The sequence below is a fragment of the Candidatus Binataceae bacterium genome (genome assembly GCA_035500095.1).
In the GTDB taxonomy this organism is placed as follows: Bacteria; Desulfobacterota; Binatia; order Binatales; family Binataceae; genus JAKAVN01.
In genome coordinates this window covers 1-18,204 of sequence record DATJXN010000075.1, presented here as the reverse complement: position 1 = coordinate 18,204, position 18,204 = coordinate 1, and the positions used below count along the sequence as shown (strand labels likewise).

The window sequence follows — 18,204 nt, the reverse complement described above, 5'->3', positions numbered from 1 at the left end:
CGGAAGAATCCGCTGAAGCGATGTTAGCAATACTGGATATATGTGGGTCTGATCTCCCTTGGAATCGAAGTCCTTCAATTTTCCAGTGAGCAAAAATCGCAAGCGGCACGGCAGTGAATGAATGTTGGGAGTGGTCATCAGGAACACTCCGTCGTCAGACAGGTGCCTTGCCACGTGAAAAAAAAGCGTCCCCGGATTTTCCAGATGTTCAATGAGTTCGATAGAGGTTATAAGTCCGAATTTGCGGTCGCCAAGCCCAAGATCCACGTCGGTATCGAGGCTAACCGCAGAACACGTTCCTCGCTCGCCTGCGAACTGTTCGGTATCCCCATCCACACCGTGGAGCACTGCGAATCCATTCGCCGCCAGCCGATTCATCCATGCTCCACTACCGCAACCGATGTCCAGGATTGGAGTATCCGGAGTAATGTGCGGCAGACTTTTGACCTTTTTGAGTAGGGCTTCGTGAAGTCCCTCGATCGTGCGCTCTCTCAGAGTCGAAGCCGAATTTGATTTAGCCAGAGTTATTGCGCGTAAGCTCTCGGCACGCCAGCGCGCTAGAGGTGAAGCCGGATTTGCATCTTGAGACGTCCGCGATAAAGTTTTCATTCGTCGCCTCAGATTAATAGTGGTGTGTTTCCCCGTCGAATAGAGGCTCTACTGTTTAGGAGCAGCTTGGGTGGAGGGCGTACCCAAGCGCCGCCGAGTTCCGGTGACCAGACCGCCGCGTGTGGCGAGTAGCCGAGCTCCCGATGCTTCCCGCGTTCGCGTCGCGCGAGTATCAGTTCAAAACACTCGCGTACGGCGCGCGCAGTCGCAAATCGAGGAAATTTGTCAACGAGCCAGCCTCCGCGTTCCGTCCGGCGTCGGGCTTTAATCCACGACTGCGCCCAACGAGTGCGAGCAGGCCACGCGGATAATCCAACGTCCGGCTTGGCCACGTATTTGCTCACGTAGCGTGCAGCCATCGCGCCGGAGCGCACCAGCTTGAATTTCGACAGGCCGTAGCCGGCGCGCCGGGCCAAGCGGTACAGCACGCGGTGGGAGAGATGCGTCACAAGCACGAGATGCCGGTGCAGACGGTGTTCACCACGTCCGCCGACCTCGCGCTTCCAGAGCAGCACGTGTGCGCCAAGGTCGGCGCCGTCCGCTTGCTTCAAAAGCCGGCGCAGGCGCCGCCATGCGACGGCGTCGGCTTCGACAGTCGAGAGAGAAGGTTTGCCTGCATCTATCTCCGGCGGGAGGGTCAGCGTGCCGAATTTCATGGTGCGGTCGCGCGCCCCGCCCGGCAAAGCCACGCGGCGAAAGACCTCGCCCGCCTGCGCGAGGAATGGTGTGATGCGACGTTGCAGGCGGCGCGCCCACTGAGGGGCGCACGCGTCGCATCGCGGGCTGCCGCAGGGAAATTGGCGAACCTCGCCAGAGACGATGGAGAAACCCCAAACGCCCGAGCGGGCGCAGGTCAGCAAGGCGCGAGCTTTACAGAAATCTCAACTTGTGCTTGAATTATCATCTTCCATAAAGCACGACTACTCTACCGCGAGTAGACGGGGAACGCGAGATGCCGCGCCGGACGCCCGGGGCGGCGTTTCATTTTCCACACGGAGAGAAGGACTTGGTCTGTTTTCCCGTATAAAGAAATCAAGTCGCCGCTGCGCGGCGGAGCAGAGTAGGTGCGCGCGCGGGCGCCAGACGGCCCGCGCCGTCGCAGCCGTCCGGCACGTCCCGCGAGGCGCCCCTCGCGCATCTCAGAATCGAGACGCGCCCCTCTGGGGGTGGGTTGTGAGGGGCGCGTCTTTAACGTCTTCGAACCCAAGAACCAGCGTCCGGACAACACTATGCCAAGCGCATTGCCAAGCGGCTTGCCATCAATCATCACCGAGAGAAACAATTCGGCTACGGAGAGTAACGTGTGCGCGACCTCCAGCGATTGGGCGGCGCTTGGCGCGCCATTGTCCATACTGGTCATCGTGGCGCACGGTTTGCGCCAGCAGGTATGCGCAGGACGAGCGCGCGCGGCGACTGCTGCTCGTGACAAGCGGGGGCGTTTCATCAGCGATGCCGCCCTGCGCGCGCGATGGCTTCGAGATGAAAGGGGAAGATTCCGAAAACTCTAACTGACCCGGCGTCGACGCCAGCGCGCCGCATCCCAGTCAAATGTGGTAACGGAAGCGGGCGCGGGACTTAGTTCATCGAGTGCACGGCGCAGTTTCTCGTGCTGCCTAGCGCGCTCATAAGGGCAGAACTGAAAGCCTTGCTCGGTCGCGACCAGTGGATTGTGACATTCAACGCAGTAGGCGAGGGCATCGCGCCGTATGCGCGCGAGTTCCCACAGTTGCCTGCGGCGCCGAAATTCCGCGGCGCGCGAGACTTCATCGTCGCCACCATATAAACCGAAATACGCGAGCGGCACATGCTCGCGCAGCCAACGTTCAAATGTTGCGTGTTTGGAACGACCGTCCGGTCGACCATCGCGCCGAACCTTCATGCGCGGCACCGGGTGCTGGCGGGATCGCCACCAGCGCCGCGCTCCCCATGCAGTGGGTCGGCCGGTTGTCCCGACCGGGGGCTACGGTCCTCCAGTCTCCCGTGACGAGTCGCGTCCGGGTCAGCCGAGGTTCGGCATGCCGATAATATCGAGCTGGAGCGACCGGACCAAGTTGCGCAGCTCTGATATTCAAGTTGACATAATATTTCTTATGCGAAGTATAACCAGCGGTGCGGAGAAAGCCGCGGCGACTCCGGCGCGCCCAAGGCTCCCTGCGCCGCGCGCCGCCGGGATGCGCACCAATTCCCTCCCAGGCCGCTGCTGGCGCGCGCCTTCGCGCGTCTCTATGATTGGGGGCCGTTATGAGCGCATCGTCAAATTCTCGATTCGTCCTCGGGCTCGTCATGACCGGATTCGCGATCGCCGCTTGCGCCGCGATTGCGGCCGGCCTCCCAACCGCCGCCGCCGCCCGCGCCGCCTCGTCCGGCAGCGCCGCTCCGGCCGCCGGCCAGAGCGCCCCCGACAACATGCGGCTTCAGATTTTCCTGCAGCGGCGCTTTCGCCTCTCGAGCGCCTCCGAGGTCGATATCGGACCGCCCAAGCCCGCGCCGATCGCCGGGATGACCGCCCGGGTCGTGAAGATGCATAACGACGCCGGCCAGTCCGGCACCTTCGTCCTCTACATGGATGCCACGGGCAAGACCGCCGTGCTCAGCGACGTCGACGTCGGCCCCGCGACGCCCGGCCCGCTGCACGGCCTTTGGAGCCGGCCATTGCGCCCGGCCAGCCAGGCGCCCGGCGCTCCGGCCAAATCGGTGCTGATCACCGACTCGCCCGCCAAGGCGATCCTCGGGACCGAACTCGACCTTACCAAGGACGCCTGGGGCCGCGTCAGCCTGCAGAAGCTCCATCTGAACGACCGCGCGACGCTCGGCCCCGACGACGCGCCGGTGACGATCATCGAATTCGGCGACCTCGAGTGTCCGTTCTGTGCGCGCGCGTTCAGCGAGATCGAAACCGTGGTCAATACCAAGTACAAGGGCAAGGTCCGGCTCATCTTCAAGCATTTCCCTTTGAGCATCCATCCGTGGGCGATGCAGGCCGCGATCGCCGCCGAATGCGTGCGCCGCCAGAATCCCAAGGCCTTCTTTTCCTTCGTCGGCAACATCTATCGCGACCAGGGCGCGATCAACCCGGAGAACCTGCGCGACCACGTAACGGCTTACGTCGGCCAGCTCGGGCTGGACCAGCAGGTGCTGAACGCATGCATCATGGCGCCGGCCGCCGAGGCCCAGGTCACGCAGGACCGCGACGACGGCGACGCGGTCGGCGTCAACTCGACACCGACCTTCCTGATCAACGGGATCGAGATGTCGGGACTGCCGTCGGACAAGACCTTCGACTACGTGATCAACTCCGAGCTGAAGCAGCGCGCGAGCAAGTAGCGGCCGATCGATCAGAACGAGAAAACGCCCAAGAGAAAGAACCCCCGGCGCTTCCTCGCGCCGCCCCCACCCCATCCTTCCCCAAAACCGCGGGAGAGGGCGTTAAACGGCCCAACGTGATTTGCTCGGCCAGGCGCCATTTCTACCCTCCCCATTACAGTTGAAAGGAGGGTCCAGCAGACGCAGAAATGTTTCGAGCAGCGCCGGCGCGGGAGAGCGCCGCGTTGGATACGGCCTGCGGCGCTACGGCGCGCCAGCGGGCTTGAGCGGTTTGACCGTCACCGCGGGCGCCGGCGATGCGGCCGGCGGCGGGGGCGCGCCGAGCTCGGCCAGCGTCTCCATCACGATCGTTCGCTCGGGCGCATACGGATGCTGCGTCAGGAAATCATTGTAGGCCGCGATCGCGTCGGCACGTCTGCCCTGCCGCTTGAGCATCCGCGCGACACCGAGTTCCGCCCTGGCCTGATCGGGACCTTCGACCTTCGCGGCCTGCCGGTAGGCGTCTTCCGCCTGCTTGAAGTCGCCGAGATCTTCGTAGGTGACCGCGAGATCGTCGAGCGCTGCGCCGCGGAAGATCGAGGAGTCGTCAGCGGCCAGGTAACGCTTGAATGAGTCGCGCGCCTTGTCGGGCTGCTTTTGCGCGAGGTACGCGATCCCGAGATAAAGGTTCGAGAGCCGGCCGACCGCGCGGCGCGGTTCGTCCTCGGCAAGGCCCTTGAGCGTGTTCTCGGCGGCGTCGTACTTGCCGCCCTCGAGCTCGCTCATCGCCCGCTCAAAGCGCGCCGCAGCCGCGCGGGTCTTGCCCGCCTGGTAAAAATAGATCGCGCAGACCAGCGCCGCCACGCCGAGCAGCGCGGCCAGGCCGATAAACACCTCGGTCCGGTGAACTTCAAAGAAAAGCGCGGCGGTTTCAAAAATACTTTGAAACTCGTCGGGCTGCTTGAGCTCTTTGCGGCTTATCTTGGGCCGGGTCGCCAATTGACTCTGCGGACGCGCGCCGGGCGGCGCACGAGGATGATCGCCGCCAGGCTACATTTTGTACTTGAAGTCGTCGGGCGACATCCGCTCGAGAATCTCGGACCACTTGTCGCGTGAGACCCCGGCCAGGTTCTGGTCGCTGCCGTTGCCGGGCTCGGCCGCCTGTTCGTGGAGCTCGCTCGACATCTCGAGCACCTTCTTCGCGACGTAGATGGGCGACTTAGTGCGCAGCGCGACCGCGATCGCGTCGGAGGGCCTCGAATCGACCTCCATGTCGCGCCCCTCGCGCGTGCGGACCAGGATGCGCGCGAAGTAGGTGTTTTCGCGCAGCTCGGTGACTTCGACCGCCTCGACCGTCGCACCGAGGTCGCCGAGCAGGTTGCGCAGCAGATCGTGCGTCATCGGGCGCTGCGGCCGGATGCCCTCGAGCTCGGTCGCCATCGAGGCCGCTTCGAGCGGACCGATCCAGATCGGCAGATTGAGCTTGTTGTCGGGGTCCTTGAGCACAACGATCGGCATCTTGGTACTAGGGTCAAGCGTCAGACCGCCGACGATCATCAGGATAAAATCTTCTCTGCGCGCAGCCATTATCGATATCTTTGTCCAGCCGCTCCGCTCGCTCCCGATTACGCGTCCGCCGGCTTCCCCGCGGCGCGCGAAGCTTCCGCCCGCACCTATCGGCGAACGCTCAGGCTTACGATCTTCGCGTCTTGAAACAATTTTGGACCAAACCCGTGCGGCGGTCAACCTGAGGTTCGCGATGAGGCTGCGCCAGAGCGCGCGGAGCGCGGCGCTTAGCGTGTGACCAGATGGTCCACGACGCGGTAGAGCTGGTTGAGATTGCGGCACTCTTCTACCAAATCGCAATGCGGCGCATAGCGTTCCATCTCGCTATCGCCGAATCCCCAGGTATTGCGGCTTTCCGGATTGAGCCAGATGATGCGGCGGGCGCGCTGGCGGATTTCGCGCAGGCACCAGTCGTGCGGCAGATTGTAATTGTTGCGCGCGTCGCCGAGCACGATCACCGTGGTGCGCTTGTTGACCGCGCCGATATGGTCGCCGACGAAATTGCGGAAGGCGCGGCCGAAATCCGAGTGGGCATAGACGTTGATCACGTCGCCCTTGAGCGCGATGTCGAGCGCTTCCTTGATGTCGTTGGAGCGGAAGTGCTCGGTGACTTCGCCGATGTCGGAGACGAAGACGAAGCTGCGCACGCGCGAGTACAGGTCCTGCAGCGAGTACACGAACTGCAGCATGAAGCGCGAGGCGTTGCGCACCGAGTCCGACACGTCGCACAGGACGACCACCTGCGGCTTCTCGCGCCGGCGCTTCTCGAAGCGCAGCTTGAACGGCACGCCGCCGTATTCCAGGTTGTGGCGCAGCGTGCGCTTGATGTCGAAGCGGCCCTTCTTGGCGTGCTTGCGGCGCACGGCGAGCACGTTCTTGAGCCGCTGCGCAAGGCGCGTCACCGCCTCCTTCATGCGATCCAGCTCCTCGTCGCTGAGGTAGTAGAAACTCTTGTCCGAGAGCTGATTTAACCGCTGTTCCTCGCGCGCCTTCAGGTCGCGCTTCTCGCGCTCCATCCGCACGTAGCGCCGGATGATGTCCTCGAGCGCCTTGAGGCGGCGGTCGAGATATTTCTCGAGCTGGGCCTTCAGCGCCGAGCCGTATTCGAGCTTTTGGATTTGCTCGCGCAGCTCGCGGATCTCCTGCTCGAGCTTGTCCAGCCCGAGCGCGCGGGCGAGCGCCCGAGCGAAGTAGTTTTCCTCGATTGTCCGCTCCACGCCCTGCAGGCGCACCGCGCGCGCCGCCTCGCGCAGACGCTTTTCGAGCTGGCCCGAGCGGTTCTGCAGCAGGTCGCGCGCAAGCTCCGAGAGCTTTTCGCCCTGCTGCTTGAGCATTTCCTCGACCTGATCGAGGAACTTCTGAAATTCCTGGTCGGACATCGAGAGCGCGTCCTGCACGCCCTGCCCGGCCTGCTTGATGATCTCGCCGAGGCCCGAGAAGTAAACGTCGAAGAGCTCTTCGAACACCGGCAGCTCGCTCGCCCGCTTGATCATCGTGGCGCGCAGCGCTCCGCGAAACGTGTCGCGGTCCGAAAGCCCCGTCATCCCCGAGGCGGCGAGCGCGTCGAGAGTTTCGGCGAGCGAGACGCGGACGCCGTTTTGACGCAGCAGATTGGCGAATTCGACCAGCTTGTCTTCCATAGGATGCTTCGGGCCCGCGCCCGGCCAGGCGCCCCGGCGCGGGCTTGGGCGCGCTAGTTCAGCAAATCTTTACTAATTCAGCAGGTCTTTGTCGCTCGCGGGCGGGCTGCCGGCAGGGCCGACGTCGCTGCCGCGCCGCGCGCGTGCGCGCCGCACGTATTCCTTGAGCTCCTCCTGTGCCTTGCGCACGTCGCCCTCGTACTTGACGATCGTGTCGAGCGTCTCGTTGACGAGATCCTGATCGAGACTCTGCACATTGAGCAGCGTCAGCGCCTTGACCCAGTCGATCGTCTCGCTTATCCCGGGGCTCTTCTTGAGGTCGAGCTTGCGCAGCGACTGCACGACGGTCACCACCTCGGCGGCGAGCTTGTCGGCCGACTCGGGCGCCTTGAGCTTGATGATCGCGAGTTCCTGCTCGCGCTCGGGAAAGTCGATATAGAGATGCAGGCAGCGGCGCTTCAGCGCGTCGGACATCTCGCGCGCGTTGTTCGAGGTCAGCACGACGAGCGGAATCTGACGCGCCTTGAAGGTCCCGATCTCGGGCACGGTGACCTGGAAATCGGAGAGCAGTTCGAGCAGGAAGGCCTCGAATTCGGCGTCGGCTTTGTCGATTTCATCGATCAGCAGCACCACCGGCTTGTCCGACGTGATCGCCTTCAGCAGCGGCCGCGGCAGCACGAAGCGCTCGGAGAAAAAGACCTCGTCCTCTTTGGCGATGCGGTCGACGGCGGCGGCAAGCCCCTGCGCTCCGGTCAGGACCTCGCTTATCTTGTCCTTCAGAATCTGCGTGTAGAGCAGTTGCTTGGCGTATTCCCATTCGTAAAGCGCCTTGCCTTCGTCCAGTCCCTCGTAGCACTGCAGACGGATGAGATCGTGGCCGAGCGCCAGGGCCAGAACCTTGGCCAGGTCGGTCTTGCCGACACCGGCCGGCCCCTCGACCAGGATCGGCTTCTTAAGCGCGGCGGCGAGATACACCACCGTCGCGATACGGCGGCTGGCGATGTACTTCTGTTCGGCAAAGCGCTCGATTACCTCTTCGATCGACGAGAACATTCATCCTCCTGGGGCGCTGCGGATGCCCGCGCGGGCTGCCGCGCAATCCCTGTTAACTATCATGAGCCGCCGAGGATTTTAAACCGTCCGCGGCTCTCAAATGTGCAGTTCTTCGAGCGCCAGCGCGCCGCGCTCGAAGCGCTCGCGGGCAAGCGCACTCGCGTCGAAACGCCGGTAATGCCCGTCCGCGATCAATTCCGCCAGCGCCTGGCCCGCGCCGTACGATTGCATCACGCCGCGCCCGCTGAACGAATGCGCCTCGAAGACGCGCGGCGCCGCGCGGCCCACGATCGCGCTGCGGTCGGGCGAGACCTCGTAAAGCCCGGCCCATCCGCGGACGTGCCGCAGGCGCTCGAACGCGCTCATCCGAGCGTAGAGCCGGGGCCAGACCTCGTTCATGAAGAACGGCTCGCCGTCGTAGTTGAAATGATAGCCCGGCGGCTCGCCGAGCGGCGAGTAGCCGGCCAGTACGTAAGCGCCCTCGTTGTGAAAATAGACGCCCGAGGTATCGACGATCATGCCGTAGGCGTCGAGATTGGTCGTGCGATTATCGACGAGACAGATCTGGCGGCGAATCGGCTCGCTCAGGTTCTTCAGCCCGACCAGCTTGAGCGCGCTCGGCGACCATGCGCCGCCGGTTATCGCAACCGCGTCCGCGGCGAGTTCGACCAGATGGCCCGCCGCAGGCACTCCCGGCGCGTCTTCGGACATCATGCGGACCAGGGTCTCGTCCAGCAGCGCGTCGTCGGCGCGCCAGCATCCGATTCGCACTTCGCTCTCGCCCGCTTCGATCGCATGGACGTAGAGCCGGTCGAGATACTCGGCACCGAGCGCGCGAGAGCGCGAACGATAATGCTCCTTCAGCAGGTTGGAATTGATCAGTCCGTCCTCGGGCGAAAAGGTTGCGCCCGCGATACCGTCGAGCCGATCGATTTCGGGAACGCGGCCATGGATCGCGGCGGCGTCCATCTCTTCGATCGGATGGCCGAGTTCGCGCTGCAGGCCGAGATGCTGCACTGCCTTAGGCCAGGTCGCGGCGTCGTAGAGCCAGAGATAGCCCTTCTGGCGAAAGCCAACCTCCGCGCGGACGCTTTCGTAGTATTTGATCGAAGCGCGGCAGAGCGCGATATTCACCGGCTGCCACCAGGTCGCGCGCACGCCGCCGGCGTTCTTTTCGCTCGAGCTCAGCCGCCCGCTGAGGTCGATATCGGCAACCGCGGTCCTAAGGCCGCGCTCGCAGAGCGCCATCGCGACCGAGCTTCCGATGACTCCGCCGCCGACCAGCACCACGTCGTAGCGCCGCGCGCCCGTCATGATCGGATTGTATCGCAAAGTGGGTGCGTGGACGCCACGCCGGCCGTCCTTCTTGACCGGACACCCATGAGGCGCGCATAGCAGGTTATGTCAGCCACGATGAAGGAGGTCATGATATGAAGATCGTCGTCATCGGCGGCACCGGGCTTATCGGCTCGAAGAGCGTCGCCATCCTGCGCCAGGGCGGCCACGAGGTCGTTGCCGCCTCGCCCAAAAGCGGCATCAACACCATCACCGGCGAAGGGCTCAAAGCGGCCGTCGCCGGCGCGCAAGTGGTGATTGACCTCGCCAATTCGCCTTCATTTGAAGACAAGGCGGTGCTGGAATTCTTCGAGACCTCCGGCCGCAACCTTATCGCGGCGGAGGCCGCGGCGGGCGTCCGCCACCATGTCGCGCTATCCATCGTCGGAATCGACCGGACCGACAATGGCTATTTCCGCGCCAAGGTCGCCCAGGAGAAACTGATCGAAAGCTCCGGCATCTCGTACACCATCATCCGCTCGACCCAGTTCCTGGAATTCCTCGGCGGCATCGCCGATTCAAGTGCGGATGGAAACATGGTGAGGCTTCCTCCCGTCCTGTTCCAGCCAATTGCGGCGGATGACGTTGCCGCCATCGTTGCGGAGGTGGCGCTCGCGGCGCCGCGACGCGGCATCGTCGAGATCGCCGGTCCGGAACGAGCGCCGTTCAACGAAATCGTCGCCCGCTATCTGAAAGCGGTCGGCGATCCACGTCAGGTCGCGAGAGACCCGGAGGCCCGATACTGGGGCGGCCGGGTCGAGGAGCGCTCGCTGGTGCCGTTGGGCGAGGCGCGCCTCGGGCGCATCGGTTTAGACGAATGGCTCCGCCGCGCGAAGGCCCGGGCCTGACCGTTCAAGCGCCAACCGAACCATAGACCAACGAAACGGATCCTCTGTTCCGAAGATGGCACTCGAAATATTACATCAACCAAACGACAGCCGACTGTGAATTGCCGCGATCGGACGGGCCGCGTAGCGCGCCGGTTCGAGGCCGTGAACGCGCACGTCATGGGAGCCTGAGCCTTTGATTCTGCCCCTCGCAAAGGAAGGACCTCTGGCGCTTCCTCGACGCTCGCCTTCATTGCTCTCCCGAGACACGCGAGACACGTAGAAACCATCGAAAGCGCCCGTCCATTTGGCCCCATGCGGGTCAGGAGCATGCGCGTCAGGAGCGCTCGACCATCAGGGCGGTCCCCCCTTGTTTCAGGCGCTTCGGTTTTGCCAAGTTTGGGGGACGATGTGCACGCTTGCGATCTATTTCCAGGTATTTCCCGATTACCCCGTCGTGATCGCGGCCAATCGCGACGAGTACTTGGCCCGCCCTGCCCTGCCTCCGACCACCCTGCTCGCGCATCCGCATGTCGTCGGCGGCAAGGACCTCCAGGCGAACGGCACGTGGCTCGGAATTAACGAATACGGGCTGGTGGCCGGGCTGCTGAACCGCCGGCGTGCCGACTACGGCGACCCCAATCCGGCGCTGCGCTCGCGCGGACTGCTATGCCTCGACGCGCTACGCCATCGGACAGCCGACGAGGCCGCGGCGTTCGTGCACGGTCAGCGCGGCTCGAATTACAACGCATTCAACCTGCTGATGGCTTCACGAGACTCCGCCTACGTCGCCTACAACCGCGGCGGCGGGCTCGAACTGGTCAAGCTCGCTCCCGGGATGCATCTGCTGACCAACGTCGATCTGGACGATTTCGAATGCCCCCGTATCAGCCGCGCGCACGATCGTTTCGCTTCGCTGCTTGCGCCGGCCGACTTCGCGCGCGATCCGGTCGCCCATCGCGCGCAACTGGCGAATCTGCTGGCCGACCACTCGACGCAACTCGACGCTCGCGAGGGACGGCCCAACGCGCTCTGCCAGCACATGGGCGACTACGGCACGCGCTCCGCGAGCCTGATTTTCGAGCGCGCCGACAGTACCGTCAGCCACTTTTTCGCGGCAGGGCCGCCCTGTACGGCGAGCTTCGCACCTGCGCCGGTGCCGATGGCCGCCTGAGCGCAGCCAGCTAGTTCAGGAGGCGGCCGCCGTCGAGCATCAGCGTCGAGCCGGTCGCGAAGTCGGTGCCTTCGCACAAAAAGAGCACCGCGCGCGCGACGTCTTCGGGAGAACCGAGCCGCTTGACCAGCGTGCCGGCGACCAGCCTTGCGTTTTCCTCTTCGCTGTATTCCTCGGGCGGCATCACCGGGCCCAACGCGACGCAATTGACCTGGACCTCGGGAGCGAGCGCCTTGGCCAGCGCTCGGGTCAACCCGATAAGCCCGCTCTTGGAAACGGTGTACGGCAAATAGTTGTTGTACGGGCGAATCCCGGCCCAATCGCCGATATTGACGATTTTCCCGGCGCCCTGCCGGCGCATCGCCGCGCCCGCGAACTTGGAGAGAAAAAACGGCGCCTTGAGGTTGGTGTCGAGATTGACATCCCAATCGTGCTCGGTGACTTCCTCGATCGGCTTGCGATAGAAGACCGACGCGCAATTGACCAGGACGTCGATACGGCCGAACGTTTTGAGCACTTCGCCGACCATCCGCTCGATCTCGGCGACGCTTTCCAGATTCGCGCCGAAGGGATGCGCGCGGCCGCCGGCGCGTTCGATTCCGGCGACGACCGCTTCCGCTTCGCTGCGCGAGCGATTGTAATGGACCGCAACGGCGGCTCCGCGTCCGGCTAGATGCTCAGCGATCGTGCGGCCGACGCGGCGCGCGGCGCCGGTCACCAGGGCGGCCTTGCCTTTGAGTTCCATCAGGTGATGCCGATTTCCGGGATCGCCGACGCGATCCGTCCGAAAGCTCGCGGGCTTATTGTCGCCAAGACCGCGACAGCGGTCTAGAGTCGCCAAGACCGCGGCAACGGTCTAGAGCGCAGCCTTCACCGCGCGGAGCAGCGCTAAATTATCGGAATGGCCGGTCTTGTGCGCGATGACGTGGCCCAGGATCGGCCGCCCAAGCAGATAGAGGTCGCCGATCAGATCGAGCACCTTATGGCGCGCGAATTCGTCGACGAAGCGCAGCGTCGTATTAACCACCTTCTCGTCGTCAATCAGGATGAGATTGTCGAGTCGGCCCCCGCTTGCGAGACCCATCTCGGCGAGCTTGTGGAACTCGTGCACGAAGCCGAAGGTGCGCGCCGGTGCGATCTCGCGCATGTAGGCCTCGGGCGAAGTCAGCTCGAAGTGCACGCTCTGACGGCCGATCGGCCGCGGGTACTCCAGGGTGTAGTCGATGATGAGATGGTCCGCGGGCTCGATACGAATCGACTCGCCGTTGTTGCCGACCGCGATCGCGCGCGCGATTCTCACCGGCTCGAGCGCGGCTTCCTGCTCTTGCACGCCCACTTCGGAAATCTGCCGGCAGAATTCGATCGCCGAGCCGTCGAGCGCGGGCACTTCGTCGTCGGTCTTGATCAACAGGTTGCTGATGCCCATGCCGTGCAGCGCCGACATCAAGTGTTCGACCGTGCGCACGGAGCGGCCGCCTGCGGTGAGCGTGGTGTTGTAGCCGGTGTCGGTGACGTTCTCGAGGCGCGCGGCGATCGCGGTCTCGTCGGCGACCGAGGAAAAGACTATGCCGGTCCCCGGCGGCGCGGGATGCAGGATTACGCCGGTCTTGAGTCCCGAATGAAGGCCCTGCCCTGCCGCGACCACCGAGCGCGCGAGCGTGCGTTGTCTCTGCCCGGAGCGGCTCACGAACGGCGCGGGCCGCGGCGCGGCCGGGCCGGCCGGCGCTCCGCCGGGCATGCGCACACCGCCGGACTCGCGTTCGAGCACGCGTTCGATCGAAGTGAGCAGCCCGCTGACGGAAAACGGCTTCTCGATGAAATCGGCCGCGCCGAGCCGGGTCGCGGCCACCGCGTTCTGGATGTTGCCGTGGCCGGAGATCATGATCACGCGGACTTCGGGCCGTTCGGCCTTGATGCGGCGGAGCAGCTCGATGCCGTCGATATTGGGCATCCAGATGTCGAGCAGGACCAGTGCCGGGTTCTCGCGCGTGATGAGATCCATCACGCCGGCCGGGTCGCCGGTGTCGAGCACCCGAAAGCCCTCGTCGCCCAGGATTCCACGGAGCGATGACCTGATCCGCTCCTCATCATCAACCACCAATACGGTCTCGTTCACTATTTTCCTTTGGCGGTAAGCGGACTGCGCCGGTCGGATCGCGCCAGACGCTCCTAGCCCAGAACCTTCGCGAATTGCTGCTCTTTTATCGGAAACTCGAGCACGAATCTACTTCCCCGCGGCTGGTTGTCGCGCACCCGGACGAAGCCGTGATGGTCGGCAACGATGGCCGAGACGATCGCGAGGCCGAGTCCAGTGCCGCCCTTGCGCGTCGAAAAATAAGGCTCGAAGATGCGCGAGCGCAGCGCTTGCGGGATACCCGGGCCGTTGTCGCTTACCTCTAGCGTGACGACCCCGCTTTCAGCATCGAGCGCCGTGCGCACCTCGATGTTCGGTCCCCCGCCATTGGGATTGGCGCCGACCGCGGCGTTGACCGCGTTTTCCAGCAGGTTGACGATCGCCCGCTTGAGCGCGTCGCGGTCGATCGCGATTTGCGGCAGCAATGACGCCAGCACCGCGGCGAAATCGACCCCAGGGTTGGCCTCGCGAAACGTCGCGACCGTCTCTTCGACCAACGGGTTGAGGTCGCCCGGAACGGGATTGAGATGCGGCATCCGGGCGAACGCGGAGAACTCGCCCACCAGGCGCTTTAAGTCCTCGACCTCGCCGATGATGATGCGAGTGCACTCATCGATAAGCCTGGCGTCGCCATCGGAGGCGCGCTCGGCAAGCTGGCGGCGCAGCCGCTCCGCCGAGAGCTGGATCGGCGTCAGCGGATTCTTTATCTCGTGTGCGATGCGGCGGGCGACCTCGCGCCACGCCTCCATCCGCTCGACCTTGGCAAGTTGGCTCACGTCCTCCAAAAACAGCACCGTCCCGAGCTCGCCGTCGGCGCCGTCGCCCAGCGTGCTCGCGGCGACCATCAGCTCGATCTCGCTCCCGCCCGCCGGCTGCAGCTTGATCGAGGAGCGCACCTCGTGCGGACGGCGATGCTCGGCGAAGATTTCCTCGAGCGCGTCGGCCAGCGCGGGTTGGAACACGGAGCGCCATCGGCGCCCGAGCACCTCCCCTGCCTTAAGTCCAAGCATCCGTTCTGCGTAAGAATTGATCGCAGTGATTACGCCCTGCGAATCGAGCCCGACCACGCCCGCGCTCACGTTGCGGAGCAGTGTTTCCGTGTAAGCCCGGCGGCGCTCGAGTTCGGTCTGCGATGAGCGCAGGTCGGCCGTCATCCGGTTGAACGAATTCACCAGTTGCCCGATTTCGTCGTCGCCGACCGACGGAATTTCATGCTCGAGATCGCCGTGCGCGATAGCCTGCGTGCCCTCGGCCAAAAGCTTGATTGGAACCGTGACTCCGCGCGCGAGATACATCCCGAACCAGCTCGCCAGCAGCACGACGACCAGCCCGATCAGCATCAGGGCCAGGAAATAGCTGCGCATGATCGGCTGGCGCAACGTGCGCAATTGAAAATAGTCCTCGAAGGTCTGCGAGATGCCGGCGGCGCGCTGCGCGAGACTGCGCGGCAAGTAGTAATCGACCACCACCGCGCCCATCACCGTGTCCGACTCCGGCGAGGCGTAGATCGGAGCGCTGCCGCGGATCACATCGGACTTGCCGAAACGGTCGGTGCGCGTCATCGCATGACCGCCGAGCGTCTGCGCGAGCAGCGGCGAGTCGGGCGAGACGCCGATTCCGGTCGGGGTTTTTGGGCTAAGCGCAATCAGCAGCAGGCGGCGGCCGCGATCGAACACCTCGATCGTGCCGAGGTTGTAGTCTTCCTGGCGCTCCTCGATAAAGCTCTTGAGTTCGGCGCGGCGCTCCGGGCGCAGCAAGCCCTTGGCTGCGGCCTCGCGCGCGATTTCGCGCGCGAAGTGAGCGGCGTTGTTGGCCGCGCTCAGATAGTAAACCTTGGCGATATCGAGCGAGTCGTCGAGCACGCGTTCGTATTCGGGATTGAACCAGCTGGCAACGTCGGCGCGCAAAAATGCGCCCGCCACGATGAGCAGGAACAGGCTCGGCACCAGCGCCACCGCGATGAAGCCGAGCACCAGGCGCACCTGGAACTTGGAGCCGATGAGGCCGCGGCGATGCTCGAAGATGACCTTGGCGAGGTTGCGTCCGACCAGCAGCAGGAGCAGACCGAGCAGGAGAAAGCTGATGTCGAACAGCAGGATTACGACCAGGTTGGAGAGCAGCGAAGTATGGCGCGTAAGCGGCGGCAGCTCGGTCTGCGCAAGCACGAAGGCGACCAGCACGGTCGCCGCCACGCCCACCGCAATAAGCTCGCGGCGGCGCCGCTTCAAGTCGGCCACGCGCGTGGAATCGCGTGCGTCAGCATAACCGGCCACGGTCAGCGCCTCAGCCAGGCCACGATCAGGCTAAGCACGATGCTGACGACGATCGAGGTCGTCAGCGGAAAATAAAAGCTGAAGTTGCCGCGCCGCACGTAGATATCGCCCGGAAGCCGTCCCGGTAGAGGCCCCGGTATGGAGCCTGATCCGTAGCCCCAGACCACCGCGCCCAGCACGGCCAGCACCAGCCCGGCAACAATCAGTGCCTTTCCGATCGGCGCCATCCGTCATTTATACCACGCGCCCGCGCGCGCGGTCGCTTGCATACCACGCAGCTGCGCGTGCGGCCCGGACCACAGGCGCTAGGCGTGCGCGCGCTCCTTTTGCGCGGCCTCGCGTGCCTCGCGCGCCTCCTTGACGATCCGCTCTGTGATCGGAGGTGGCGCTTCCTCGTAATGCGAGAAGTGCGCCTCGAACGATCCGCGGCCCGACGTCTTCGAGCGCAGGTCGGGCGCGTATTTTAGAATCTCCGACATCGGCACGAGCGCCTTGATCACCTGGCTCTGGCCCTTGCGATCCATCCCGAGCACTTTACCGCGGCGCGAGTTCAGATCGCCGATCACGTCGCCCATCGATTCGTCGGGACAACTCACGTCGAGCGCCATCACGGGTTCCAGGATAATCGGCCGGGCCTTTTCGAACGCCGCCTTAAGTCCCATCGAGGCCGCGATCTGGAACGCCATGTCCGAGGAGTCGACATCGTGATAGCTGCCTTCGAAGACCGACACCTTGACGTCCACCATCGGGAAGCCCGCCAGATAACCCTCGGCAAGCGTGTTTCGCACGCCCTTTTCGACCGACGGGATGAACTGGCGCGGAATCGCGCCGCCGACGATCTCGTCTTTGAACTCGAAGCCGCCGCCGCGCTGGAGCGGCTCCACTCTGAGCCAGCAATCACCGTACTGGCCGCGGCCACCGGACTGACGCTTGTACTTGCCCTGGGCTTCGGCGCGGCCCTTGATGGTCTCCTTGTAGGGGACCTTTGGGGCTTGAAGTTCAACTTCTACATTAAATTTACGCTTCAGCTTCTCGACCGTCACCTCGATATGCATCTGTCCCGTGCCCGACAGGATGATCTCATGGGTCTGCGGGTCACGATGGGTCTCCAGGGCACGATCCTCCTCGACGAGGTGCTGCAGCGCTTGTGAGGCCTTCTGTTCGTCGCCTTTGGTCTTGGGCCGGATCGCAAAGGACATGACCGTTGGCGCCCGTTCGGCCTGCGGAAAGATAACCGGGGATTTCTCGTCGCACAGCGTATCGCCTGTGGTGGTGTCTTTGAGCTTGGCGACCGCGACGATCTCGCCCGGGAGAGCGGACGGGATGGGCGATTGTTTCTTGCCTTCGAGCCGAAGCAACTGGCCGAAGCGCTCGCGCAGGCCGCGCGTCGAATTGAGCACGGCCGCGTCGCTTTGGGCGCGTCCGGAGACCACGCGGAAGATCGACAGCTTGCCGGCGAACGGATCGATTACGGTCTTGAAGACGAAGGCCGAAAACGGCGCCGCCGGGTCGGGCGCGCGCTCGACCGGCTCGCTGTTGGCGCCGGCGAAGCCCTGGCGCGCCGGCCGCGCGTTGGGCGCCGGGAGCAGCGCGTCGATCGCGTCGAGCAGCGGCCCAATCCCGATATTCTTTAGCCCCGAGCCGCAGAGTACCGGCGTGAGCTTGCCGGCGAGCGTCGCCGCCCGCAGCGCCGCACGCAGTTCGTCGTCCTCGAGCACTCCCTTGTCCAGATACTTCTCGAGCAGCGCGTCGTCGGTCTCGGCCACTGCTTCGCAAAGACGCGAGCGCGTCGCTTCCGCGCGGGCCTTCTGTTCGGCATTCAGCGCCTCTTCCTTGGGTTTGCCGCTGCCGTCGGCATAGATGAAGCCCTTCATCGCGAGCACGTCGATCACGCCGTTGAAAGTCAGCTCCGATCCGATCGGCAGCGTGAGCGCAACCGGATGCGCGTCGAGCGTTTTCTCGAGATCCGTCATCGCGTTGTCGAAGGTCGTGCGCTCGCGATCCAGCCGCGAGACGAAGACTATTCGCGGGAGACCGAGCTGATTCGTCTCGGCCCATATCTTTTCCGACTCAACCTTGAGATCGCCACCGCCGGTGGCCACGAACACAAGGCTGTCTACGGCGCGCATGGTCGCGAACGAATCCGGCAGGAACACCTGATAGCCCGGCGTATCCGCCACGATGACTTCGTCCTTTTTCCAGTTGTAGTGATGAAACGCTGAACTGATCGAAATCTTCCGATGCACTTCCTCAGGCTCGAAATCCATCACGGCCGTGCCGTCGTCGGGCC

The 18,204-nt window shown here is 64.2% G+C and carries 16 protein-coding genes; 3 read left to right on the top strand and 13 right to left on the bottom strand.

The features are described 5' to 3' along the window. From VMI09_07730 to VMI09_07720, 3 genes are all read right to left on the bottom strand, one after another. A partial coding sequence (locus VMI09_07730; GenBank protein ID HTQ24571.1) for a class I SAM-dependent methyltransferase occupies positions 1 to 609 on the bottom strand: 609 nt, incomplete at its 3' end. An 8-nt stretch (positions 610 to 617) separates the two neighbouring features. Continuing rightward, positions 618 to 1,469, bottom strand: coding sequence for a hypothetical protein (locus VMI09_07725; GenBank protein HTQ24570.1), 852 nt, complete (start codon positions 1,467 to 1,469; stop codon positions 618 to 620). Positions 1,470 to 2,113: 644 nt separating this feature from the next. After that, entirely contained in the window at positions 2,114 to 2,488 is a 375-nt protein-coding gene (locus tag VMI09_07720; GenBank protein ID HTQ24569.1) for a hypothetical protein, read from the bottom strand. A 362-nt stretch (positions 2,489 to 2,850) separates the two neighbouring features. On the opposite strand from VMI09_07720, the gene VMI09_07715 reads away from it, so the two are divergent. Further along, on the top strand, positions 2,851 to 3,933 hold the full coding sequence (locus VMI09_07715) for a thioredoxin domain-containing protein (protein HTQ24568.1): 1,083 nt from the start codon (positions 2,851 to 2,853) through the stop codon (positions 3,931 to 3,933). A gap of 243 nt (positions 3,934 to 4,176) precedes the next feature. On the opposite strand, the gene VMI09_07710 is transcribed toward VMI09_07715, so the two are convergent. The 5 genes from VMI09_07710 to VMI09_07690 form a co-directional block, all read right to left on the bottom strand. Further along, a complete protein-coding gene (locus tag VMI09_07710) occupies positions 4,177 to 4,911 on the bottom strand; it encodes a tetratricopeptide repeat protein (protein HTQ24567.1) in 735 nt (244 codons plus the stop codon). Between the two features lie 51 nt (positions 4,912 to 4,962). Continuing rightward, positions 4,963 to 5,499: a bifunctional nuclease family protein gene (locus tag VMI09_07705; protein ID HTQ24566.1), complete on the bottom strand. Its 537-nt coding sequence runs from the start codon at positions 5,497 to 5,499 to the stop codon at positions 4,963 to 4,965. Positions 5,500 to 5,705: 206 nt separating this feature from the next. Beyond that, entirely contained in the window at positions 5,706 to 7,118 is a 1,413-nt protein-coding gene (locus VMI09_07700) for a VWA domain-containing protein (protein HTQ24565.1), read from the bottom strand. Positions 7,119 to 7,190: 72 nt separating this feature from the next. Next, positions 7,191 to 8,171 (bottom strand): MoxR family ATPase, encoded by a 981-nt coding sequence (locus VMI09_07695; protein HTQ24564.1) that lies wholly within the window; start codon positions 8,169 to 8,171, stop codon positions 7,191 to 7,193. A 96-nt stretch (positions 8,172 to 8,267) separates the two neighbouring features. Next, positions 8,268 to 9,485: an FAD-dependent oxidoreductase gene (locus VMI09_07690; GenBank protein ID HTQ24563.1), complete on the bottom strand. Its 1,218-nt coding sequence runs from the start codon at positions 9,483 to 9,485 to the stop codon at positions 8,268 to 8,270. 116 nt (positions 9,486 to 9,601) lie between these two features. On the opposite strand from VMI09_07690, the gene VMI09_07685 reads away from it, so the two are divergent. Next, positions 9,602 to 10,354 carry an SDR family oxidoreductase gene (locus tag VMI09_07685; protein ID HTQ24562.1) on the top strand — a complete coding sequence of 251 codons (753 nt, stop codon included), beginning with the start codon at positions 9,602 to 9,604 and terminating at the stop codon, positions 10,352 to 10,354. Positions 10,355 to 10,742: 388 nt separating this feature from the next. Further along, complete coding sequence (locus tag VMI09_07680) at positions 10,743 to 11,507, top strand: NRDE family protein (protein ID HTQ24561.1); 765 nt, start codon at positions 10,743 to 10,745, stop codon at positions 11,505 to 11,507. Positions 11,508 to 11,517: 10 nt separating this feature from the next. On the opposite strand, the gene VMI09_07675 is transcribed toward VMI09_07680, so the two are convergent. From VMI09_07675 to VMI09_07655, 5 genes are all read right to left on the bottom strand, one after another. Beyond that, entirely contained in the window at positions 11,518 to 12,252 is a 735-nt protein-coding gene (locus VMI09_07675; GenBank protein HTQ24560.1) for an SDR family oxidoreductase, read from the bottom strand. 111 nt (positions 12,253 to 12,363) lie between these two features. Next, positions 12,364 to 13,623: a UDP-3-O-acyl-N-acetylglucosamine deacetylase gene (lpxC, locus tag VMI09_07670; protein HTQ24559.1), complete on the bottom strand. Its 1,260-nt coding sequence runs from the start codon at positions 13,621 to 13,623 to the stop codon at positions 12,364 to 12,366. 53 nt (positions 13,624 to 13,676) lie between these two features. Beyond that, positions 13,677 to 15,878: an ATP-binding protein gene (locus tag VMI09_07665; protein ID HTQ24558.1), complete on the bottom strand. Its 2,202-nt coding sequence runs from the start codon at positions 15,876 to 15,878 to the stop codon at positions 13,677 to 13,679. 38 nt (positions 15,879 to 15,916) lie between these two features. Then, positions 15,917 to 16,141 (bottom strand): DUF2905 domain-containing protein, encoded by a 225-nt coding sequence (locus VMI09_07660; GenBank protein HTQ24557.1) that lies wholly within the window; start codon positions 16,139 to 16,141, stop codon positions 15,917 to 15,919. Positions 16,142 to 16,219: 78 nt separating this feature from the next. Continuing rightward, a partial coding sequence (locus VMI09_07655; GenBank protein ID HTQ24556.1) for an elongation factor G occupies positions 16,220 to 18,204 on the bottom strand: 1,985 nt, incomplete at its 5' end.